General features: G+C 71.0%; 22 protein-coding genes and 1 tRNA gene. 17 read left to right on the forward strand and 6 right to left on the reverse strand.

Going from position 1 to position 20,577, the window contains the following annotated elements; all coding sequences use genetic code 11:
- The first annotated feature begins 54 nt into the window (after nt 1–54).
- From QWM81_RS12990 to QWM81_RS13000, 3 genes are all read left to right on the forward strand, one after another.
- A complete protein-coding gene (locus tag QWM81_RS12990) occupies nt 55–633 on the forward strand; it encodes a helix-turn-helix transcriptional regulator (protein WP_290111985.1) in 579 nt (192 codons plus the stop codon).
- A 42-nt stretch (nt 634–675) separates the two neighbouring features.
- Nucleotides 676–1,272, forward strand: a complete 597-nt coding sequence (locus QWM81_RS12995) for a cupin domain-containing protein (protein WP_290111986.1) — start codon at nt 676–678, stop codon at nt 1,270–1,272.
- A 126-nt stretch (nt 1,273–1,398) separates the two neighbouring features.
- Nucleotides 1,399–2,358 (forward strand): DMT family transporter, encoded by a 960-nt coding sequence (locus QWM81_RS13000; protein ID WP_290111987.1) that lies wholly within the window; start codon nt 1,399–1,401, stop codon nt 2,356–2,358.
- A 21-nt stretch (nt 2,359–2,379) separates the two neighbouring features.
- Here QWM81_RS13000 and QWM81_RS13005 read toward each other — a convergent pair whose 3' ends face one another.
- Nucleotides 2,380–2,598 carry a (2Fe-2S)-binding protein gene (locus QWM81_RS13005; RefSeq protein ID WP_290111988.1) on the reverse strand — a complete coding sequence of 73 codons (219 nt, stop codon included), beginning with the start codon at nt 2,596–2,598 and terminating at the stop codon, nt 2,380–2,382.
- 276 nt (nt 2,599–2,874) lie between these two features.
- On the opposite strand from QWM81_RS13005, the gene QWM81_RS13010 reads away from it, so the two are divergent.
- From QWM81_RS13010 to QWM81_RS13025, 4 genes are read left to right on the forward strand one after another with little or no spacing between them, the layout of a single operon-like run.
- On the forward strand, nt 2,875–3,117 hold the full coding sequence (locus QWM81_RS13010) for a hypothetical protein (protein WP_290111989.1): 243 nt from the start codon (nt 2,875–2,877) through the stop codon (nt 3,115–3,117).
- On the forward strand, nt 3,114–4,133 hold the full coding sequence (locus QWM81_RS13015) for a TauD/TfdA family dioxygenase (protein ID WP_290111990.1): 1,020 nt from the start codon (nt 3,114–3,116) through the stop codon (nt 4,131–4,133). Before QWM81_RS13010 ends, QWM81_RS13015 begins: the two co-directional genes overlap by 4 nt.
- 43 nt (nt 4,134–4,176) lie before the next feature.
- Nucleotides 4,177–5,364: an ATP-grasp domain-containing protein gene (locus QWM81_RS13020; RefSeq protein WP_290111991.1), complete on the forward strand. Its 1,188-nt coding sequence runs from the start codon at nt 4,177–4,179 to the stop codon at nt 5,362–5,364.
- Between the two features lies 1 nt (nt 5,365).
- Nucleotides 5,366–6,373: an ATP-grasp domain-containing protein gene (locus QWM81_RS13025; protein ID WP_290111992.1), complete on the forward strand. Its 1,008-nt coding sequence runs from the start codon at nt 5,366–5,368 to the stop codon at nt 6,371–6,373.
- A 174-nt stretch (nt 6,374–6,547) separates the two neighbouring features.
- Here the strand turns inward: QWM81_RS13025 and QWM81_RS13030 are convergent, their stop codons facing one another.
- Nucleotides 6,548–7,537 carry a helix-turn-helix domain-containing protein gene (locus QWM81_RS13030; protein ID WP_290111993.1) on the reverse strand — a complete coding sequence of 330 codons (990 nt, stop codon included), beginning with the start codon at nt 7,535–7,537 and terminating at the stop codon, nt 6,548–6,550.
- Between the two features lie 299 nt (nt 7,538–7,836).
- On the opposite strand from QWM81_RS13030, the gene QWM81_RS13035 reads away from it, so the two are divergent.
- The 5 genes from QWM81_RS13035 (at nt 7,837) to QWM81_RS13055 (ending at nt 11,125) form a co-directional block, all read left to right on the forward strand.
- Nucleotides 7,837–8,160, forward strand: coding sequence for a hypothetical protein (locus tag QWM81_RS13035; protein ID WP_290111994.1), 324 nt, complete (start codon nt 7,837–7,839; stop codon nt 8,158–8,160).
- A 333-nt stretch (nt 8,161–8,493) separates the two neighbouring features.
- Entirely contained in the window at nt 8,494–8,658 is a 165-nt protein-coding gene (locus QWM81_RS13040) for a hypothetical protein (RefSeq protein ID WP_290111995.1), read from the forward strand.
- A 116-nt stretch (nt 8,659–8,774) separates the two neighbouring features.
- Nucleotides 8,775–9,731: an iron-containing redox enzyme family protein gene (locus QWM81_RS13045; protein WP_290111996.1), complete on the forward strand. Its 957-nt coding sequence runs from the start codon at nt 8,775–8,777 to the stop codon at nt 9,729–9,731.
- 36 nt (nt 9,732–9,767) lie between these two features.
- Nucleotides 9,768–10,700: a fatty acid desaturase family protein gene (locus QWM81_RS13050; RefSeq protein ID WP_290111997.1), complete on the forward strand. Its 933-nt coding sequence runs from the start codon at nt 9,768–9,770 to the stop codon at nt 10,698–10,700.
- Nucleotides 10,701–10,777: 77 nt separating this feature from the next.
- Nucleotides 10,778–11,125, forward strand: a complete 348-nt coding sequence (locus tag QWM81_RS13055; protein ID WP_290111998.1) for a hypothetical protein — start codon at nt 10,778–10,780, stop codon at nt 11,123–11,125.
- Nucleotides 11,126–11,232: 107 nt separating this feature from the next.
- Here QWM81_RS13055 and yczR read toward each other — a convergent pair whose 3' ends face one another.
- A complete protein-coding gene (yczR, locus tag QWM81_RS13060; RefSeq protein ID WP_290111999.1) occupies nt 11,233–12,666 on the reverse strand; it encodes a MocR-like transcription factor YczR in 1,434 nt (477 codons plus the stop codon).
- 121 nt (nt 12,667–12,787) lie between these two features.
- Between yczR and QWM81_RS13065 the strand changes: the two genes are divergently transcribed.
- Together QWM81_RS13065 and QWM81_RS13070 are read left to right on the forward strand one after the other, a co-directional pair.
- Nucleotides 12,788–13,765 (forward strand): DMT family transporter, encoded by a 978-nt coding sequence (locus QWM81_RS13065; RefSeq protein WP_290112000.1) that lies wholly within the window; start codon nt 12,788–12,790, stop codon nt 13,763–13,765.
- A 50-nt stretch (nt 13,766–13,815) separates the two neighbouring features.
- On the forward strand, nt 13,816–14,463 hold the full coding sequence (locus QWM81_RS13070; RefSeq protein ID WP_290112001.1) for a flavodoxin family protein: 648 nt from the start codon (nt 13,816–13,818) through the stop codon (nt 14,461–14,463).
- Nucleotides 14,464–14,691: 228 nt separating this feature from the next.
- Here the strand turns inward: QWM81_RS13070 and QWM81_RS13075 are convergent.
- Nucleotides 14,692–14,765: transfer RNA gene (locus QWM81_RS13075), tRNA-Pro, on the reverse strand.
- 51 nt (nt 14,766–14,816) lie between these two features.
- Nucleotides 14,817–17,474 carry an ATP-binding protein gene (locus QWM81_RS13080; protein ID WP_290112002.1) on the reverse strand — a complete coding sequence of 886 codons (2,658 nt, stop codon included), beginning with the start codon at nt 17,472–17,474 and terminating at the stop codon, nt 14,817–14,819.
- Between the two features lie 178 nt (nt 17,475–17,652).
- Here QWM81_RS13080 and QWM81_RS13085 point away from each other — a divergent pair, with 178 nt between their 5' ends.
- Nucleotides 17,653–18,129 (forward strand): DUF309 domain-containing protein, encoded by a 477-nt coding sequence (locus tag QWM81_RS13085; protein WP_290112003.1) that lies wholly within the window; start codon nt 17,653–17,655, stop codon nt 18,127–18,129.
- An 18-nt stretch (nt 18,130–18,147) separates the two neighbouring features.
- On the opposite strand, the gene QWM81_RS13090 is transcribed toward QWM81_RS13085, so the two are convergent.
- Nucleotides 18,148–18,774 (reverse strand): TetR/AcrR family transcriptional regulator, encoded by a 627-nt coding sequence (locus tag QWM81_RS13090; protein WP_290112004.1) that lies wholly within the window; start codon nt 18,772–18,774, stop codon nt 18,148–18,150.
- A 152-nt stretch (nt 18,775–18,926) separates the two neighbouring features.
- Here QWM81_RS13090 and QWM81_RS13095 point away from each other — a divergent pair, with 152 nt between their 5' ends.
- Nucleotides 18,927–19,697: a phosphatase PAP2 family protein gene (locus QWM81_RS13095; RefSeq protein WP_290112005.1), complete on the forward strand. Its 771-nt coding sequence runs from the start codon at nt 18,927–18,929 to the stop codon at nt 19,695–19,697.
- The coding region (locus QWM81_RS13100; RefSeq protein WP_290112006.1) for a DMT family transporter at nt 19,694–20,577 on the forward strand (884 nt) is incomplete at its 3' end. The genes QWM81_RS13095 and QWM81_RS13100, both read left to right, overlap by 4 nt.

Consider the following 20,577-nt stretch of genomic DNA (forward strand, 5'->3'; position numbering starts at 1 on the left):
GCCCTCCGCCATGCGTACCGTGCCCACGGCCGCGGCCGGTCGGCCGGGAGGTTGATGCTGGTCGCCCGTCCGGGAGGCGGCCGTGGCACCGCCGACGCCGTGCAGAACGCCTGGGAGCCGCCCGAAGCCGCGTTCAAGCGACAGGTCAGGGCGAGAACGCTGTACCAGCACTCCACCCGCTTCGACGGACCCACCAGAAAGCGCGTGGAGCGGATCGGCGGCGCCGGCGGAGAGGTCCGCACCCTCGGTGACCCCTTCGAGCAGATGGTCATCTTCGACCGGGAGCTGGCGTTCATCCCGGCGGACAGTGACCGTGACGTGGCCGTGGCCATCCGCCAGCCCGGTGTCGTCGACTTCCTGCTGGGAGTCTTCGAGCGTGCGTGGGTGAACGCCAGGCCGTTCGAGAGCCACAACCGCGTGGCGGACGTCAGCGAGCTGGTCTCCGGCATCCGGATGTCCATCATCCAGCTGCTCGCGGAGGGCGAGACCGACGAGGCGATCGCCCGCCGCGTCGGACTGAGCGTGCGCACCTGCCGTACCCATGTGGACAAGATCTACCAGGAGTTGGGCGCGCGCAGCCGCTGCCAGCTGGGTGTCCTCATCGCCCAGTCGGGCCTTCTGGGCCAGGGATGAGCGCCCCCCGGCCCCGCCCGAGGGCCCCTTAGGATGTGTGCCATGAGAGAGCCGGACCCCTCCACCCCTGTCACCCCCTCACGGGATCCGGAGCTCGGTTTCCCGCCGCCCGGCGAGGTGCTGCACCGGCTGCGCACGCACAAGGGGATGTCGCTTCGCCAGGTGGCGGCGGAGTGCGGCCTGTCGGTCTCCTTCCTGGCCGCTCTGGAGCGGGGGGAGACCGACATCGCCTTGGAGCGGCTCGGCCGCCTCGCCAAGGTGTTCGACCACGATGTCGGCTCTTTCCTGGGCTTCTCACGGGGCCGGGCGACGCCCTCGCTCTTCCCGAGGGAGGAGCAGGACGTGCTGGACCGCGCGCCGGGCGTGGTCTATCGGGTGCTGCGCTCCCCGGAGCTCGGATACCAGGTCGTCACCGGGGACTTCGCGCCGCACAGCGGACTCGCGGAAGACCTCCAGCACGAGGGCTCCGACCTGATCATGGTGACCCGGGGCACGCTGGTCGCCCGCTACAACGGGGTGGACCACGTGCTGCGCGCCGGGGACTGTGCCCAGTGGACGGCGGGCCACCCGCACAGCTTCCGCAACGACACCGACGAGCCGGCCCAGTTGGTCGGAGTCCTCTTCTCCAGCCTCTACTGACCCGCCGAATCGCCGGCCCGGACGACCCCATGGACCTGGTCCATGGGGTCTTTCGCTGTGTGGACCCTCGCGTTGAGCAATATTCTGCTCTAGAGTGCTTTTTATCGCACAGAGGAGGTGTCAGCGGTGACGACCCCGAACCCGCCCGTCGAGAGCCCCGAGCGGTCCCCCGCCCCCAGTGGCGCACATGGCGCAGGACCCGTCGCGGCCGCACGGCCCACGGCCCGCCTGGCCGACCTGTCCGCCCGTACGGCGCTCGTCGTGGTGTGGGGCTCCGGGTTCATCTCGGGCAAGCTCGGTCTGCGCCACGCGGCCCCCTACACCTTCGCGGCGTTACGCTTCGCCATCGCCGGCCTGTTACTCCTGGCCGTCGCCGGAATGCGCCGCGAACGCCTGCCCCGGGGGCGGGAGTTGCTGCACCTGGCCGTCGCGGGCGCCCTCGTGCAAGCGGTCCAGTTCTCCAGCATCTACATGGGGATGGACCTCGGAGTGCCCTCCGGGCTCGCGGCTCTGATCATCGGGCTCTACCCGCTGACCGCGTCGCTGCTGGCGGTGCCGCTGCTGGGTGAGCGGGTGTCGGCGGGCCAGTACCTGGGCCTGGCGCTGGGCCTCGGCGGCGTGGCCCTGGCCGTGGCCGACGGGATCCACCTCTCCGGCGGCTACCTGCTCGGCCTGGGCTTCCTCGCGCTGGGGCTGCTGGGCATCTCCGTCGGCACGGTCTACCAGAAGCGGTTCTGCGGACAGATGGACCCGGTCAGCGGCAACGCCGTGCAGCTGCTGGCCGCCGCGGCCGTGGTGCTCGTACCGGCCCTCCTCGTCGAGGGGTGGGACGTGCGGCTCACCGCCGCGTACTGGCCGGTGTTGCTGTGGAGCGCGCTGATCAACTCCATCGTCGGCGTCGGCCTGCTCTACCACCTGTTGCAGCGTCATGGAACGAGCCAGGTCAGCAGCCTGTTCTATCTGGTCCCGATGAGTACGGCGGGCCTGGGGGCCCTGCTGCTGGGGCAGCGGATGGGCCCCCTCACCCTCGCGGGACTCGTTCTCGCCACGGCCGGCACTCTCCTCGCCAACCGTGTCCGGCGCTGAACTCCGGCCCGGGAGCCGAGGTCAGCGGTGGGTGGTGCGCGCCGCCGACCGCTCCCGGCAGTCGCTCATCAGGTCCTCGATGTCGTGGGCGCAGTCACCGCAGCCGGTGTTCGCCCCGGTGGCCTCGCGCACGGCCGGCAGGTCGTCCGCGCCGCGCTCCACCGCCTCGACGATCTCACGCTCCGTGACGTGCGCGCACAGGCACAGCAGCGGACTGGGTTGCCCCAGCGGTTTGTTCATCGCGCTCTCCTTCCTCTTCCCAGGCGTGCGGCAGCCGGTGGACCATGCCGGGCGTCTGAGGACGGTCCCGCAGCTCGGCTCGGCGGATCTTGCCGGAGGGCGTCAGAGGCAGCCGCTCGACGAACTCCAGGACGCGCACCCACTTCTCGCGCGGCAGTTCTTCCACCGCCCGGCGGAAGACGGCCTCGGCGCTCGCGGTGCCGCGCTCGTGGCCGGGGGCGAGGACGATGAACGCCTCCGGCTCCCACAGCCCCACGGGGTGGGGACGGCCCCGTAGTGGTGCTGGTCGGCGGCTACGTCGACCTGGAGGCGTCCGTACGCCGCCACGGCCTCGTACCGGCGCAGGTCGCCGGCGTCCCGGTGACCGAGATCAGAGGGGGGCTCGCCACCGTCCACATCGCCGCCGACGAGGACGCGGCGGTGCGCCTCGCCCAGAAGCTCCACGACGACCTCCCCATCCCCGCCACCACCCCCACCGTTCCACCGACCGTCCGAGATTCAGCAGGAGTACGTTCATGACCGTCAACGCCTCCGTGGTGACCACGGAACCGACGCTCATCGAGATCGACCTGTCCGACCGGGTCCGCGACGTCCTCGGCGCCGAACTGGCCGCCACGCCCGACCCGAGCCGGGACATCGACCGGTCCATGGCCCGCTACCACCAGGTGTTCGCCCAGCTGCCCGTCGAGACGCTCCAGCAGATCCTGGACTTCGGCCGGCACCCCGACACTCCCGGCGTGGGCTACGTCCGCAACCTCCCCGTGGACGAGCGGCTGCCCGACACCCCGCGGGACGGCGGGCCCAGCCCGGACAAGGACACCTTCGTGGCCGAGGGGGTGCTGCTGGGGCTGAGCGGGCTGATCGGGGAGCCGGTCGGCTTCATGACGGAGAAGAACGGCCGGCTGGTTCACGATGTGGTCCCCGTCGAGGGCGGGGCCATGACGCAGACGAACCAGGGATCGTCCGTCTTCCTCAACTTCCACAACGACATCGTCCACGACCCGAGCGGCCGCTACGAGGCCGCCGGCCCGGACTTCCTGGTCCTGAGCTGTCTGCGCGCCGATCACGAGGGGGTGGCGGGCACGTACTACGCCGACGCCCGCGACATCTGCCGTGCCGTCGACGCGGGGACGCTCGACATCCTGCGCAGCCCGCTGTTCCGGATGAACGCCCCGGGCAGCTACGTCCGTGACGTCGCGGGCGGGGCCGAGGTGCTGTCCGAGCCGGTCCCCATGATCAGCGGACCGGAGGCGTTCCCGGAGGTGACCGCCGCGGCCAATGGCATCCGCCCGGTGGACGACCGCGCGCGGTCCGCCCTCGACCGGCTCCAGGCGGCCTGCCGGGAGGTGGCGCACGAGGTGTTCCTGCGCCCCGGGCAGGCGCTGCTGATCAACAACCGCAAGGGCCTGCACGCGCGTTCGCGCTTCACCGCCCGCTACGACGGGCGCGACCGCTGGCTCCAGCGGACCTATGTGCGGCGCAACCAGTGGGACATCCGCTACCGGGCCGCGGTCGGCAGCCGCCGCCTCCACTGACCCCATTGACGACGCCCGCCCACGACCACGAGGCCGACGCACCATGACCAATGTCGCAGTGATCAATTACAGCCCCCACCTGGACTACGCCGCCATGTTCCCGGACATCGCCGGCAGCCTTCAGGTGTTCAGCCACCACGAACTGAAGAACACCGGGAAACTGGGCCGGTACGAGTACGTCGAGAACTGCGAGTCCGTGCCGTACGTGGAGCTCATGATCCGGCGCCTGGCACGCGAGAAGCCGTTCACGCACCTCATCACGGACAACGAGTACGACCTCGAACGGGCGGCCCGCATCCGGGAGGACCTCGGAATCCCCGGCCAGTCCTCGGCCAGCGCCCTGTCGTTCCGCGACAAGGTCGTCATGAAGCAGACCGCGAGCCGTACCGTCCGCACCCCCCGCTTCGCCCGCCTCGGCACGATCGTGGACCTGACCGCTTTCATCGCGGAGAACGCCTACCCCGTCGTCGTGAAACCGGTGAAGCAGGGCGGCTCGCGCGACATCGTGGTGCTGCGCGGTGAGGAGGACCTCATCGCGTTCAGCCGCCGCCCCTGGCGGGAGGACCTCATGGCCGAGGAATTCATCGAGGGCTCGATGTACCACGTCGACGCGGTACTGGCGGACGGCTACCGGTTCGTCGCCTCCTCCCGCTACCTGCGCAGCTGCCTCGGCGTGTTCTCGGGGCAGAACAACGGTTCCCTGCAACTGCGCCCGGACGACGCATTCGCCGTCAGGCTGGAGGAGTTCCTCGACCGCGTACTCGGAGCCTTCGACACCCCCGAGACCGGCGCGTACCACCTGGAGGTGTTCCACGCCCCCGGGGACGAGCTGGTGTTCTGCGAGATCGCCTCACGGGTCGGCGGCGACCGTATCCCCGCCCTCACCCGGGCCACCTACGGCGTGGACCTGCACACCGCCGTGCTGCGCCAGTCGTGCGGCCTGCCCGTCGACCCGCCGCCGTCCGGCCCGCCGGCCGAGGTGCACGGCTCGGTCTCCATCCTGCCCCAGGGCATTCCGGTACGGGCGCCGGGCAGGCCGCCGTTCGACTGGGTGCGGCACTACGAGGTGAACGAGGGGCTCGAACCGGGCGCGGTGACCACCTACAGCGCCTCGTACCTGTGCTTCGTCATCGTGAGCGGCACCGACACCGCGGAAGTGGAGAAGCGCCTTCTCGAAGCGGAGGCCTGGCTGATGGAGAACCTGGAAGACCTGCCGGAGAAGGTGAGTTGAGTTGCCGTACAGGATTCTGGTCCTGGTGTCGCAGGCGTCCACGTTCAAGCTGGACAACCAGTCGATCATTCCGAGTGCCCTTTACCGCGAAGGCCACGAGGTCCACATCGGGGACGTCGACTCGCTGGGTGTGCACGACTCCGTCGTCGTGTGCGACCGGATGAGGCTGTCGGAGGAGTTCATCGCCGGGGGTGCGTTCCCGGAACTGAGCGAGCCCCATGCCTCGGCGGAGGACTTCGACCTGGTGTGGGTCCTCGCGGGCACCCATCCCGAGGCGGCCACCGACTACTTCCAGCTGCTGTGGCTGCTGAACCAGCGGGTGCCGTTCGTCAACGACGCGTCGGCGCTGTTCTACCTCAACACGAAGATCAACCTCGGTGCGGTGGTGCCGCCGGAGCATCTGCCCGTGTCGTACGTGTCCAACGACTTCGACTTCCTCAACGGACTGGTCGAGTCCGACGCCGACCGCTCCTGGGTCGTGAAGCCGACCAACGGGGGCTGCGGCGCGGACGTCTACGTCGTCAACGAAAGAGACCGCAACCGCTCCGCGCTGCTGAGTTCCGCCACCGGTAACGAGACGTCGCGGTACGTCAGTTACGGGCGCGAGATCATCGGCATGGCCAAGCGCCATGCGGCCGTCCAGGAGTACATCCCGAACGTCCGCACCAACGAGAAGCGGGTGATCCTCGCGGGTGACACCCCGGTGTCCGGCTTTCTCCGCTTCCCCCGCGAGAACGACAACCGGGCCAACGCGACGGTGGGGGCACGCTACGAAGCGCTGCGACTCACCCCGGACGAGCGCGCGTTCCTGCGCAGGCTCGGCAAGCGACTGATGGACCACGGCATCTTCTATGTGGGCGTCGATCTGGCCTTCCCCTATGTGATCGAGATCAACATGGAGAACCCGGGCGGACTGAACTACCACCGGCGCGTCACGGGCGAGGACCAGTCCTCGGAGGCCGTGAACACGGTACTGGCCGCGCTGCGCACGGCCGGGAAGCTGCCGTAGGCGGGGGCGCCGCCGGGGTGCTGCTCCTGGCGGCCCCGGGATGACCAAGGGGCCGTGCCGGATTCCTCTGACACGGCCCCTGGTCACGGCGTGCCACCCGACGCGGAGTCGTGCACCGGCGAGGACCGGGCAGGTTGAGCGGCCCGTGCTCGCGCCGGCCCGGGGGCCGCATCATCAGCGTGTGGGTGGCAGCCACCCGTCCTGGACGGCGTGGACCCCGGCCTCGAAACGGCTACGCGCGGCCAGTCGCTCCATCAGCTCGGCGGCGATACGCCGGGCGGTTCTCGGCGAGACTCCGAGTTTCTTCGCGATGGCCTCGTCCGTCAGGCCCATGGCGAGCAGCCGGAGAACCTCGGCCTCCTGAGGCGGAAGGCCGCGAGGGTCGAGCGCCGGCTTGGTGCCGAACGGGGTGGCGGCCGACCACACGGAGTCGAAGAGGGCGCACAGCGCGGCGATGGTTCCCTCACTCCTGACCAGCACCGCTCCATTGCGGGCGTCCACCAGCTGGGTGGGCAGGAGAGCCTGCTTGCGGTCGACGATGACCAGTCTGGTGGGCAGGCTCGCCGTGGTGCGCACCTCGCCTCCCTTGGAGTGCAGCCAGCTGACGTGTTCCACGGTCGGAAGGTCGTTGCGGACGCTGTCGAGGTAGATCGTCCGCATGCGGACGCCTCGGTCGAGCAGCGTCGTATTGGGTCCACGGCTCGCTGCCAGATCCGCCGGGGCGTGCGCGCCGCCCGGCGCGAACGTCATCACCTCCGACTCGGCCGCGTTTCCGAGCTGTGCCAGGCGCTCACGAATGGCGTCGACCCCGACCAGTTGGTCGGTCTGCGATCCTGACGGCCGAAGGGCCGAATACTCGGCGATGAGTTGCGCGGCGGCTGCCCGTGAGGCCTCCACTTTCGACTGCTCGGCGGCCAGCCGCGCCTGTTGGCGGGCAAGGAGCGACTCCATGGCCAGTTCCGGGGCGATGGGGTGGAAACCGCTGCCGTCGCTCTCCGAGGGGCGGATGAGGGACAGCTCGCTGAGCTGGCTCAGTGACTGGCGAACCTCTGACTCCGCTATCCCATGACGCAGCGCCAGCCCGCTGACGCTCTCGCCGGGGTACGCCAGCATCGATCGGTAGATCCGCTCGGACAACGGACCGACGCCCAGAGTCTCCAGCATATGTGGCCCCCCGCCAGCCCAGTTCACATAAGACGAGGGGAGCTTAGGCGAGTGTGACCCGTCGGTCTACGGTGAAAAAACGCTCACCGTGCGGAATCGCCGTTATGGCCTGATCCGTTCACCTTCCGGTCCCACCCGCTCCACCGTGTACCGAGAGCAACGCGACCGCACGCGCCGATGTGCGCCTCTCGGGTGCGCGAGCGGCGGTGGCGGGTGCCGCGGAGGACACTTTCTGCAGCGGCATAAAGTGTCCACACCCGTCACCTTACCGCTGGTTAAAATGTGGTGAGTATTGATGGGTGTATCTCATTCATGCCCAACTCGCAGCGGTAAGCAGCGAAACGCTGCCGGAGAACGCCGCGGACGCCGTGATGCAGTGCGCTCTCCCCGAGGAGAGCGTGGAGCACGTCGCAGCGCATCCATGGGCGGCTTCGGGTCCCGTCCTCGGACTGTTCCTGCTGAGCGCTTCCCTGGCGGAGGCGGAGCGTTCCGCGCATGCGGTCTGTACACGCGCCCTGAAGACGGCCGGGGAATTCCAGGGCTTTCGGCTCATCACCTGCCAGGCCGCCCTGCCTCCCCTCCCGTACGAATTGCTGCTCGGCGACGGCCGGGGAACGGAATGAGGCAATCCGTAACCGCGCCCCGGAGACCGCTTCGCCGGTTCCCGCCGGGTGAGCCGGCCACTGCTGGGGCGCCGGACCGTGCCCCTGACCAGCCGCGCCGCCGCGCGGGCCGGCCGGCCCGGCCGTCGTACCGACCCCGTTCCACGAGCAGCCGAGCACCTGGACGCAATATGCCACTGCATGATCTGTCCATAGCGGAGCTCTTCCTTCCGCAACGCCCGGTCGGCAGGGTTTAGCACGTCGGAACGGAAAACCAGTCGGGCGCCGGCCGTAAGTCGAAATCTTAAAGGCGTATCCGGCATTCCCCGGTCAATTTTCAGAAGGATGGTTCTTTTGTCAGCGGTTCGCAGCGCACTCGTTCTCTCCCTCGCCTGTGCAGGCCTGCTCCTGTCGGCGGCACCCCAGCCGGAGGTCGCCACCACGACGCGCCTCCAGGCCCAGGCGCCGGGAGAGACGGCCCCCATCCTGACCACGAACGACCTGACCTGGGGCCCGTGACGCCGGGACTGGGCGGCCTGCGGGCCTGCCGCGGCTGAAAGGCCACTTTCCGATCCGGCCCGAACCGGCGTACCGGTTCGGCGAGAACGACACACTCACACAGAAGGATGGCAAGCATGACCGCTTCACTGATAGAGGTCTCGGCGCATTCCACGTCGCAGTTCCAGCGCGAGCTGGAGCTCGCTTTCCCGCTCAACGCCTCCCCCGACAGGGAAGTCCGGCTGCGGCTGTTCAAACAGCTCCACGCCCACTACGTGGCCTACATGGCGGGCCCGGACGAGTTCGGCAGCATTCCGCGCCTGAACGCGGACGCCGAGATCAGCGCCATCGAGAGCGCATGGCTTCGGTGGGAGGACGCGCAGGTGGACGAGGGGACGCTGCCGAAGACCGGGCTTGAGTTCCGCGAGTGGTTCCTCACGACCGCGGATCAGCACACCCAGCCGGAGTTCTGCCGGTATCTGGCAGAAGAGGCCACCCTTGAGGAAATCGCGCTCTTCTTCATGGGTGAAGAGCTGGTGGACAGCAAGTTCGACGACCTCATGGCGATGGTCCAGATCGGGACTCAGGGTCACACCAAGCTCACGATCGCCGAGAACTACTGGGACGAGATGGGCGAGGGGGACATCGAGCGGGTGCACACCCGCATGTTCGAGCACTCGGCCCGGTACATGCGCGCGCACCTCGAAAAGGCCGGGGTCGACCACTCCAGCCTGGATGTCCCGGAGGCGTACGAGAACGCGTCGATGCTCCTGATGTACGGCATCCACCGGCACCTGAACCCGCGTGCGCTGGGAGCGATGGGCGTGCTGGAGCAGAGCGCCTCGCCCCGCTTCCAGGCGATGGTCGACGGGTGCAACAGGCTCGGGGTTCCGGAAGACGTCATCGACTACCAGCGCATTCACGTGCACGTCGACGCGGACCACGGCGCCGAGTGGTTCGAGGGGGTCTTCGTGCCGCTCGTGGACCGCTCCCCGGAACTTCTGCGGGAGATCAGCCTCGGCATTCTCACTCGCGTGCGGGTGGCCAACGGCTACTACAGGGAGATCTGGGACGCCATGCGGGGTCTGCGGTAGAGGGACTGTCCACGACTTCAGAGGGGAGGGGTAATCGTGACAACAGCAGCGAAAAAAGAGCGGGACGGACTGCTCTTTCAAAGAGCCAGGACCACCAAGCGCGATCAGACCGTGTTCGTCGGCAAGCTCCTGGTCGCGGGCGCGATCGGCACGGTCGGCGTGCTCCTGGGACTCCAGGACGGGTGGGCCGGAAAACTGATCGGCGTCTTCGTCCTCGGCGCACTTTACGCACATATGGTGGAGCTTCAGCATCAGTGCCTGCACCACTCGGCGTTCACCGCGGCGAAGCCGCACCGGATCGTCGGGATTCCGCTGGGCCTCCCGATGCTCGTGTCGTTCAGCCATTACCGCGTGCGCCACTTGCAGCATCACGCTTCTCTGGGAACACCCCAGGACTCGGAGTTCTTCGGGTTCGACACACGAGCGCCTCTCACCTGGAGTGTTCTGGCGCGGGGCACATTCTCCTACGATCGCTTCCTCATCGTGGCGAGGGAGATCGTGCGAAGCTGGCGGGGCACCTGGAAGTACGACGCCGGCCAGATCGCCGAGCGCCGCCGGCGTGAAATCATCATCGAATACCGGATGATGATTCTGCCGATCGCCGCGGCGGTAGTGGCGGTCTGTGCGGGTTACGGCGATCTTGTCCTACAGCTCTGGCTTCTGCCGCTCCTGGTGGCCATTCCCATGCACTTCCTCCTGGAGCTCCCCGAGCACATCCTCTGCGACAGTGACACCACTGATGTACTGCGCAACACGCGGTCGATAAAAGGCTCCTGGTTCAGCACCTGGTACACCAACGGCAACAATCTCCACGTAGAACACCATGCGGCGATGACGGTAGCGATCAATCGCCTCAGGGAGCGACACGGCGAGGTGACCGCCTGTGCCAAATTCGTCGAGCGGAGCTACCCGGACTTCTACCGCGCCATCGTGCGTGAGGCGAACCGCAACAGCGGGCGATCGGCATGACCATCCTGGCGAGTACGGAAGTCCATGGCGGCCCCCGGGCCGGCGGACACGGGACACGTGCCATCCGCATCGGGGGCTTGGCGGTGCGCCTGGCCCATCCGCTGCTCAGCAAGTCCATTCCGGGGGTTTTCTCCGCCTCGTTCATTCAAGACCTCATCAAGGTGTCCGTCCCGGAGGCGGACTTCACCGTCCGGCTGAGTGACGGCCCGGGCAGGATGCGGCTCGAATTCACCGCGGTGTTCCGGGAGCTCGTCCAGGCCGGCCAGCCCGGCGGCACATGGTGGAACAGCTGGTCCGTCGACGCCGAGTCCCGGGACGCCGAGCACATCGGTGAACTGCTCGCCAGTGAGCTGAACAAGAGCCGACGGAAATTCGCCGAGGCACTGAGCGACGCGCAGTGCTGGGAGTGCGACGAGATCCTGTGAACGGCCGGGGAGGGTGGCGGGGCGCGCATGGGCGGGACGGACACACGCGCCCTGCCACCCGCTCACCGATGCGACGGTGCCCCGGTCCCCGGGGGTCGTACGGCGGGCTACGCCAGTACGGCAGGCTCAGTCAGGTACGGCCGGGATCGAGCGTCCAGGTGCGCCCGCGCAGCGGCGATACGGCGTACCGCCTCTTCCAATTCCGGTGCCGGCCGGGTGAACGGCAGCCGGAGGAAGCGTTCGAGGGTCCCCGCGGCGCCGAAGCGCGGGCCGCCCGCGAGCCGGACGCCGACTTCCTCGCAGGCCTTCACGAGGTGGCTGCTGACCGGGGCGTCGAGCTCCGCCCACACCGAGATTCCGCCCGAAGGGATGCGGAACCGCCACTCGGGCAGATGCTCGTGCAGTGCGGCGACGAGCGCGTCGCGCTGCGCCGCCAACTCGGCACGCCGGTTGGCGACGACAGTGGCGGCGGATTCGAGCAGCCGCGCCGCGATGAGCTGGTCGAGGATGGAGCAGCTGACGCCGAGGTCGACAGCGACGGCCGCCAGTTGCTGCACCACCTGCGCGGAGGTGCGGATCCATCCCACGCGCAGACCGCCCCAGAACGCCTTGCTCATGCTGCCGATCGACAGCACCCGCCCGTTCCGGTCGAAGCTCGCGAACGGCGGCGGCACGGGGCCCCCGTCCAGGTGGAGATCGACCAGGGTCTCGTCCACCACAAGGTCCGTATGGGTGGCCCGCGACACCGCGACGAGCTGTTCGCGCAGCTGGGCCGGCATCACATGCCCCGTGGGGTTGTGGAAGTCGGGGATCAGGTACGCCAGGCGCGGCTGCGCCTGGGCGAGCATGTCGAGGAACTGCGCCCCGTCCCATCCGGCCGGCCCCAGACCGCAGGTGACCAGCCGGGCCCCGGCCTGGTCCAGCAGCGCGAGCGCGTTGGGGTACGTCGGCGACTCCACGAGGACCTTCTCGCCGGGCCCGGCCAGGAGCTTCAGGACCAGGTGCAGCGAGTGGAGGCTGCCCGCGGTGACGATGATCTGCTCCGGCATGGTGGCCACGCCGCGCGCCGTGTACTTCTCGGCGATCCGCTCGCGCAGCACCGGCAGTCCCAGCGGCAGGTACCCCGAGTGCCGCGTGTAGAGCGCCAGATCGGTACCGGCCACACGCACCGCCTCCAGCAGCTCGGGCGGTGCGGGCAGGGCGGCGCACGCGAGGTCGATCACTTCCGCGTGCCCCGCCGACCACAACCCGCGGGCAGCCGGCTGCCTCCTTCCCGCGAGCGAAGTGAAGCTGCCGGCCCCCCGGCGGCTGGTGATGTACCGCCCGGCGCGGAGCTCCCGGTACGCCGCGGTCACCATGGTGCGGCTGACACCCATCGCGGCGGCGAGCTCCCGCTCGGCGGGCAGCCGCACGCCGTCACCCAGCCGACCGTCGTCAATCAACTGCCGTACGGCGTCGGCCAGTTCCAGGTAGCCGGGCCGGTCGGTGCGCAAGGTGCCGAGCATCGCCGCCAACTGCGGTGCGCCTACGTGACGTCCCATTTATCCCCCTGAAGCCACTGCCCCCCGATTGGATATAGCCACTCGTCGGGTCGGCTCCTACATTTCCAGGCACACGTCAAGGCTGCAAGGCCACAGCACTCCAGTTGGAGGGATACACGTCATGCGCCGAGGCGCTCTCGCTCGATTGGCACTCCTCGCCTTGGTCTGGGGATCCAGTTACCTCTGGATCAAGATCGCGCTACGGGGATTCACCCCCACCCAGATCCTTCTCGTCCGCCTGGCCCTTGGCGCGCTGGTGCTGCTGGCGGCAGTGCGATTCGCGAAGCTGCGGTTGCCACGCGGCACCATGGTCTGGGTTCACCTGGGCGTCGCCGCACTGCTCGCGAACGTGGTGCCGTTCCTGCTGTTCGCCGTCGGTGAGCAGACGGTCGACTCCGGACTGGCCGGCGCGCTCAACGCCACGACCCCGCTGTGGGCCCTGCTGGTGGGCGTCTTCGCGGGCCGGCAACGTGCCAAGCTGACACCCGCACTGCTCGCCGGCCTCGTCGTCGGGTTCACCGGCGCCGTATTGATCTTCGAGCCCTGGCAGAGCGGGGCGTCCGCCCCGGCCATGGGCGGCGTGCTGGCCTGCCTGGCCGCGGCGCTGAGTTACGCCCTCGGGTACACCTACATCGACCGCACGCTGGCGGGCCGTGGCATACCGCCGGTCGCGCTGGTGGCCGCTCAGTTGCTCGCCGCGACCGCCATCGCGGCCGTGACGACCCCGTTCGCCGGGCTGACACCCATACACCTGCGTGCGGACGCCGTGATCGCCCTGGTCATCCTCGGCGCCCTGGGGACCGGGTACGCCGTGCTCCTGAACTACCGGCTGATCGAGGACGACGGCGCCACTCTCGCGTCGACCGTCGCGTACCTCCTGCCGATCGTCGCGGTCACTCTGGGAGTGCTGACGCTCGGTGAGCCGGTCACCGCGATAACCCTGGCGGGCGTGGCCCTGGTGCTCGCCGGTATCGCGCTGACCCGCCGCCGGCCGGCCCCTGCCGCGCTCCCGTCGACAACGGCTCCCGACGCGGCGAAGCCCGTACCGTCCCCCGTCCTCGAACCCGCTGCCGAGGGTCCCTCAAGCCGCAGAGGCTGAACCATTCCGGGGACCACGCCACGTCAGGGAACCGATCAGGAGGCCACAGCATGACCGCACCGCACCACACAACGGACCGAAGGTTCCTCTTCCTTCTAGGCAGTGCCCGGCCGGAAGGAAACACCGAGACCCTCGCGCGTATCGCGGCGGCAGAGCTGCCGGCCCACGTGCAGCGGTCCTGGGTACGGCTGAGCGACGTACCGCTGCCCCCCTTCGAAGACCTCCGGCATGTGGGCACCGGCCAGTACCCGGAGCCCGTGGGCAACGCGCGCGGTCTGCTCGACGCCACGCTCGCCGCCACGGACCTGGTGATCGCGTCCCCGCTCTACTGGTACAGCCTGTCCGCGAGCACCAAGCTCTACCTGGACCACTGGTCGGCCTGGATGCGGGTCCCGGGGGTCGCGTTCAAGGAGCGGATGGCGGGCAAGACGATGTGGGCGGTCACCGCGCTCTCCTCGGCGGACCGCGCGAAGGCCGATCCGCTGCTCGGCACCCTGCGCAACTGTGCCGAGTTCCTCGGCATGCACTGGGGCGGAGCCCTGCTCGGTCACGGGAGCGCACCCGGACAGGTCCACACGGACACCGCCGCGCTTCAGGGGGCCACGTCGCTGTTCGGCCGGGTCTCGCCCGACACGCCGGGCGCGGACGAGGTCGAGGGCGAGGACGAGGGCGTCAGTGCCGTCGCGGCCATCGGCTGAGCGGGCACGCACGCCCTGGGGCGCCACAGGAGACGGCGGAAGCCCGGCCGGTGGACACACCGAGCCGGGGCTTCGCCACGTCAGCGGGCGGTCGGCTGATCGGCCTTCCGGGCAGCTCGACCACCAGCATGGCCCCACCATTCCCCCGCCCCGGACAGGCCCCGAGAAATGATCAAGGGGCCGTTTCAGATTCCTCTGAAACGGCCCCTGACCTTCGACTTCGCGAAGTCGGGACGACAGGATTTGAACCTGCGACCCCTTGACCCCCAGTCAAGTGCGCTACCAAGCTGCGCCACGTCCCGTTGCGCGCGTTCCGCGGGGTTCGCCGGGTGAGCGCGCAAGAGAACATTACCTCACTCGCGGGCCCGGGTCGTGTCGCGGGCCAGGAGGGCGCGGGCGGCCAGGGTGTCGGCGCCGCAGGCGGTGGCCAGGGCGGCGGCGCGGGACAGTTCCGCCGGGGAGCCGAGCGCCACGGCATAGTCGTAGCGGGCCAGGGCGTGTTCGTACGCCGATGGGGACGCCTCCAGGTGGTGGACCGCCTGGGCCAGGAGCTGGACGGCCTCGTCGGGACGGGCCATCAGGGCGGCGCACCTCAGCGCTTCGCCGATGGCGGTGTCGGTGCCGAAGCGTTCGGCCTGGACGCGGGCGCGGGTGGCGAGCTGGGCGGCGCGGGAGGGGTCGCCAGGGGCCAGGGCGCGGGCGAGGTCGCAGGCCCAGGGCGCCCACAGGCCGTTGTGGCGGTCGCGGCCCTCCAGGGCGCGGCCCGCCGCTTCCAGTTCGGTGACGGCTTCCTCCGTACGGCCTTCGGCGAGGAGCAGGCGGCCGTGGACGCAGGGCCCGTCCGGCATGATCATGGCGCTCGGCCAGGGCGGCCCGAAGCCGTAGTGGTCGGCCACGCCGCGGGCCTCGGTGACCCGGCCGCGGGCGAGCAGGGTCTCGATGAGCAGGCAGGCGGCGTCCCACTGGACGGGCAGTCCGGTGCCGACGCGGTCGGCGAGGCGCAGGCCCTCGCGCAGATAGCTCTCCGCCGCGACGAGGTCGCCGCGACGGCGGTGGGCGAGGCCGACGAGGGCGTGCGCGAAGGCCAGGTGCGCGCCGCTCCAGCCGGAGATCTCGAAGGCCCGTACCGCTTCCTCGAACAGGTCCAGGGCGCGGTCGGGCCGGTCGGTGAAGGCGTAGGTGATGCCGACCATGGCGGGTGTCTCGAAGCCCCACTCGGTGTCGGTCCAGCCCAGGCCGCGGGCCGGGCGGCCGTCGAGGAGGGAGCGTTCGCACAGGTGGAGGACGAGGTCGGCGTCCTCGCCGCGCAGCATCGCGTCGAAGGCGCGCAGCGACAGCAGGGCGCGCTCGGCGTTGTCGGCGCCGGGGAGGTGGTCGGCGAGGTCGGCCAGGCGGCGGGAGCGGCCGGCCCCGTCGGTCTCGGTCGCCTGGAACGCCTCGTACATGAAGTGCGCGGCCTGGAGCCGCATGCGGGCGGTGCCCGCCGGGGTGCGGGCGGCCTCACCGGCGACGGAGAGGGCGGCCTCGCGGAGCTGGTTGTTGTGGGCGAGGGCCTGGGCGAGGCGGCAGGTGGCGTCGGTGCGCAGGTCTCCGTCGAGGCCGGGCAGGTCGAGTGCGGAGCGCAGGTGGCGCACGGTGGCGGGCGGTGAGGTGAGAAGGGCGGCGCAGCCCAGTTCGTACAGGACCTCGGCGTACGCGTGGGGCGGCGGGGGTTCCTGGAGGGCGCGTTCCAGGCAGCGGCGGGCGGCCTCGGGGGCGCCGACGGCGAGGTGCTCGCGGGCGGCCTCGCGCAGTTGGGCGACGACTTCCTCGTCATCGTCCGGGTGGATCTCCAGCAGGTGGCGGGCGGCGGCCGCGGCGCCGAGGCCCGCGCGGGCGACGGCCCAGGCGGCCCTGCCGTGCATGGCGGTGCGGGTGGCGGGCGGGATGGAGCGGTATATGGCGGTGGCGATGAGGGGGTGGACGAATTCGATGGGGTCGGGCCCGGTGACGATACGGGCTTCCCGGAGCCGTTCGGTGCAGCGTGCCGCCTCCGCCGGGGGCATCCCGGCCAGGGTGGCGGCGAGGCGCTGGGAGATGTCGGTGCCCAGCACGGCGGCGGCCCAGGCGAGCCGGGTCGGGCCGGCGCCGAGCCGTTCCAGCCGCGCGACGAGTCCGCTGCCGCGCGCGGAGGCGCCCAGGTCGCGCAGGAGCGCCACCGACCTCTCCACCGGGTCGAGCATCCGGTCCTGGACCTTGGCGAGGAGCTCCACCGCCTCGTACGGATTGCCGCCGGTCACCGCCCACACCTCGCGGCAGAACGGGTCGTCCGCCCGGTCGCCGAGGGTGGCACGGGCCAGTTCGGCGATCGCTTCCGGGGTGAAGGGGCGCAGGGCGACGCGGAGCCGGGCGGCGGCGCCGAGCCGGTCGAGGAGGCGCGCGGCGGGCTCGACGGGTGTGCCGCCGGGGCGGTGCGCGAGGACGACGAGCAGCGGCAGCCCGGGCAGCGACTCGGCGAAGGAGGCGAGCCACGCCAGCGATTCGGCGTCCGCCCCGTGCGCGTCGTCCACGAGCAGGACGAGCGGCCGGTCCCGGTGGCGCTCGGCGAGCTGGGCGACGACCCGGTCCAGGCCGTCCCGCACGCCTCGCGGGTCGGCGGGTGGCCCGCCGGGCGCCGCCAGCCCGAGGGCGGGCGCGGCGACGTCGTACCAGTCGCCCAGCAGGTGCCTGACCCGGTCGTCGCCGAGCTGTGCGAGGGCGGGTCGCAGCAGTTGCCGTACGACGTGGAAGGGGACGGAGGTGGCGGTTTCACCGCCGCGCGCGCAGCGGACGGTGCAGCGGTCGTCGGCGAGCCGCCGGACCGCGGCGAGCAGGGCCGTCTTGCCGATGCCGGCCTCGCCCCGGTAGATCAGCAGGCCGCCGGAGGCGGCCGCGCCGCGGAGGGCGTCCACGGCGTGGGCGGCGGCGGCGAGCTCGGGCTCGCGCTCCAACAGCGGGACGGCAAGCCGGTGTTCCGGCCGGGACGGCAGCATCGCCTTGTCTCCCCCACGAGTACCCGACGAAGTCTCCACACCATGTCTTCCCCACCGTGTCTCCGCACCGGCGCGAACAACGAGCGTGAAAAACGAGCGCTGAACAAGAGCGTAGTCCCGTGCCCTGGGTGGAGGACATGGTGGGGACAGTGCCCGCCGGACGGGTGACAATTGGGGCGTGAACAGGACACGAAGGGACCGGGACGCGGAGGGGCGCGCCCGCAGCGCACGCCCCCGGGACGGGCTGGGCCGCCCCCTGCCGTACGGCGAGCGGGGGGTGGAGCGGCAGCCCGAGGGGGTGGTGCGCGCGCCCGGCGAGACCTTGCGGGAGGCGCAGCGTCTGCTGGATGCGGGGATGCCCTTCCACGCCCACGAGGTGTTGGAGGACGCCTGGAAGTCGTGCCCGGAGGAGGAGCGCGAGCTGTGGCGGGGGCTGGCGCAGCTGGCGGTCGGCCTGACGCACGCCGCCCGTGGCAACCTGTCGGGCGGGGCGCGTCTGCTGCTGCGGGGCGCGGACCGGATCGGCGCGTACGCGCCGGTGCACGGGATCGATGTGAGCGGTCTGGTGACATGGGCGCGGGCGCTGGCCGGACGTCTGGAGGGCGGTGCGGTGGACGCGGCGGCGGAGGCGCCTTCGCTGACGGTCCGTCAGTAGCGCCGTACGCCAGAGGGGTTACGGCGCGGGCCGGTGGCCGCCGGGTGGGGTGAGGCCCAGGGCGGGGAGGATGACCGCTTCCAGGTACGCCGGCAGGGCGTCGGCGGCCGGGAAGCGGTCTTCGAAGAGCGGCTCGACGCGCAGGACGCCCAGGAAGCCGGGGGCGACGAAGGGGATGGCGGGGTGGTCGGGGGCGATCTCGCCGCGCTCGACGCCGCGCCGGAGCATCGCGTCGAGCGCGGCGACCTCCGGGTTGATGACCGTTTCGCGCAGCGCCCGCCGCAGGTCGGGGTGGTGGAGGTACGCCTGGCCGACGGCTTCCATCAGCTCGGTGTCCGCGCCCCGGCGCGCGGCGGCGGCGACCGCGGCCGCGCGCAGGTCGCCCGCGAGGGTGCCGGTGTCGATGCCGGTGAACAGACTGCGCCGGCTCTTGTCGAGGGCGGCCGTGACCAGCTGCGACTTGGTCTTCCACTGGCGGTAGAGCGTCGCCTTGCCGCATTTGGTGCGGGCGGCGACACCCTCCATGGTGACGGCGTCGTAGCCGCCTTCCCGCAGCAGGTCGAGGACGGCCCCGTACAGCTCCCGCTCGCGCTCCGGGGTGATCTTGCTGCGGCGCGCGGCGGCCGTGGCGGCCTGCGTGGACATCGGTTCCTCCACGGGTGCGGGGGCGTCTGCACGTACGAGAGTAAGGTCCGCTCAATCGAGACGCAAACGTATCGAGACGCTTGCGTCTCGATGAGAACGGATCTACGCTTCACTCGTTTGCGTCCGATGTGATCTGTGAATGAGGCCGGAGAATGGCTGCCGGGATACGTCCTGCCGAGCCGGTGACGACCGAGGTGCCCCGGCCGCCGCTGATGCGTGAGCTGCTGCTGGTGACCGCGCTGTTCGTGGTGTACAAGCTGGGACGGCTGGCCGCGAACGGGCACGAGGCCCGGGCGTTCGGCAACGCCGAGGACGTGTGGGGTCTGGAGCGGGCGGTCCACCTGCCGGGCGAGGGCTGGGTGCAGCGCCTGCTCCTGCACGACGGCACCGTCGTCCACCTGGCCAACACCTACTACGCCGCCGTCCACTTCCCGGCCGCGCTCGCCTTCCTGGCCTGGCTGTACTGGCGACGCCCGGCCCACTACCTCTGGTCGCGCCGCGTCCTCGCGCTGCTGACCGCCGCCGCGCTCGCCCTGCACCTGCTCGTGCCGCTCGCACCGCCGCGCATGCTCACCGAGGCCGGGCTCGTCGACACGGCACGGGTCTACGGGCCGTCCGTGTACGGGGCCGCTCCCGCGACGGACACGATGGCCAACCAGTTCGCGGCGATGCCGTCACTGCACTTCGGCTGGGCGCTGATGGTCGCCGTCGGGCTGATCGCCGCCACGCGCGGCCGGTGGCGGATGCTGTGGCTGCTGCACCCGCTCGTCACCCTGCTGGTGGTCGTGGGTACCGCCAACCACTACTGGCTGGACACGCTGGTGGCCGCCGTACTGCTGGGCGGCGGCCTGCTGGCCGTACGGGCGCCGGGCCTCACGATGGGCACCGTCCCCGTCCGGCCGGCCGAGGTGGCGCTGCGATGAGGGCCACGCTGTTCGCCGTACTGCTCTCGCTGGCCTCCGCCGCCGGGTACGCGCTCGCCGCTGTCGTCCAGTCGCGGCTGGCCTCGACGCCCGAGGGCGCCAGGGCACTGCTGGCGCGGCCGCTGTGGTGGTGGGCCGTCGGCATGAACGCGGCCGGCGCGCTCACCCATGTCGCGGCGCTGCACTACGGGCCGCTCACGCTGGTCCAGCCGCTGGGCGCCCTCACCCTGGTCGCCGCGCTGCCGGTGGGCGCCTACTACGAGCGGCGGCGGGTGGCCCGGGCGGAGTGGCGCGGGGCGCTGTGGACGCTGGGCGGGCTGGTCGGCCTGGTCGCGGTGGTGGGCCCCGCGACGCCCGGCGACGCACTGTCCCTGCCGGAGTCGCTGTCGGTGGCCGCGGCGACGGCGCTGCTGATCGCCGCGCTGGTCCACCGGGCGGGCCGCGGCCTGCGCCTCGCGACGGCGTCGGGCATCGCGTCCGGCGTGGCGTCGGCGCTCACCCAGACGGTCACCGCCTCGCTGGCGCGGGAACTGCCGGGCGGGCCGGTGACCTGGTGGCAGACCGCCCTGCTCGCGGTGCTGGTGTCCGCGTTCGCCATGGGCGGGCTGCTGCTGTCGCAGGCGGCGTTCCGGGGCGGGCTCGCCGCGCCGCTCGCGGTGGTGAACCTCGCGAACCCGGCCGCCGCCGCGGTCATCGGCGTCGCGCTGCTGGGCGAGACGTTCCGCGCGGGCCCGGCCGGCTGGCTGGTCGCGGCGGCCGCCGCGGCGGTGGCGGGACGCGGGGTTCTCCTTCTGACGGCGGGTCACCCGGCGCCGGTCACCGAGCCCCGCGCGCCCGCCCCGCCCACCGCACCCGGCGCGGCTGCACGGCCCGGCGTGCC

The sequence above is a fragment of the Streptomyces ficellus genome, from assembly GCF_030406405.1.
Lineage (GTDB): Bacteria > Actinomycetota > Actinomycetes > Streptomycetales > Streptomycetaceae > Streptomyces > Streptomyces ficellus_B.

Excerpts from the sequence above, each read along its gene's own strand:
- QWM81_RS12990 (WP_290111985.1), top strand. The coding sequence starts at position 55 with ATGCTGGTCGCCCGTCCGGGAGGCGGCCGTGGCACCGCCGACGCCGTG.
- QWM81_RS12995 (WP_290111986.1), top strand. The coding sequence starts at position 676 with ATGAGAGAGCCGGACCCCTCCACCCCTGTCACCCCCTCACGGGATCCG.
- QWM81_RS13005 (WP_290111988.1), bottom strand. The coding sequence starts at position 2,598 with ATGAACAAACCGCTGGGGCAACCCAGTCCGCTGCTGTGCCTGTGCGCG.
- QWM81_RS13015 (WP_290111990.1), top strand. The coding sequence starts at position 3,114 with ATGACCGTCAACGCCTCCGTGGTGACCACGGAACCGACGCTCATCGAG.
- QWM81_RS13020 (WP_290111991.1), top strand. The coding sequence starts at position 4,177 with ATGACCAATGTCGCAGTGATCAATTACAGCCCCCACCTGGACTACGCC.
- QWM81_RS13030 (WP_290111993.1), bottom strand. The coding sequence starts at position 7,537 with ATGCTGGAGACTCTGGGCGTCGGTCCGTTGTCCGAGCGGATCTACCGA.
- QWM81_RS13045 (WP_290111996.1), top strand. The coding sequence starts at position 8,775 with ATGACCGCTTCACTGATAGAGGTCTCGGCGCATTCCACGTCGCAGTTC.
- yczR (WP_290111999.1), bottom strand. The coding sequence starts at position 12,666 with ATGGGACGTCACGTAGGCGCACCGCAGTTGGCGGCGATGCTCGGCACC.
- QWM81_RS13065 (WP_290112000.1), top strand. The coding sequence starts at position 12,788 with ATGCGCCGAGGCGCTCTCGCTCGATTGGCACTCCTCGCCTTGGTCTGG.
- QWM81_RS13070 (WP_290112001.1), top strand. The coding sequence starts at position 13,816 with ATGACCGCACCGCACCACACAACGGACCGAAGGTTCCTCTTCCTTCTA.
- QWM81_RS13080 (WP_290112002.1), bottom strand. The coding sequence starts at position 17,474 with ATGCTGCCGTCCCGGCCGGAACACCGGCTTGCCGTCCCGCTGTTGGAG.
- QWM81_RS13090 (WP_290112004.1), bottom strand. The coding sequence starts at position 18,774 with ATGTCCACGCAGGCCGCCACGGCCGCCGCGCGCCGCAGCAAGATCACC.
- QWM81_RS13095 (WP_290112005.1), top strand. The coding sequence starts at position 18,927 with ATGGCTGCCGGGATACGTCCTGCCGAGCCGGTGACGACCGAGGTGCCC.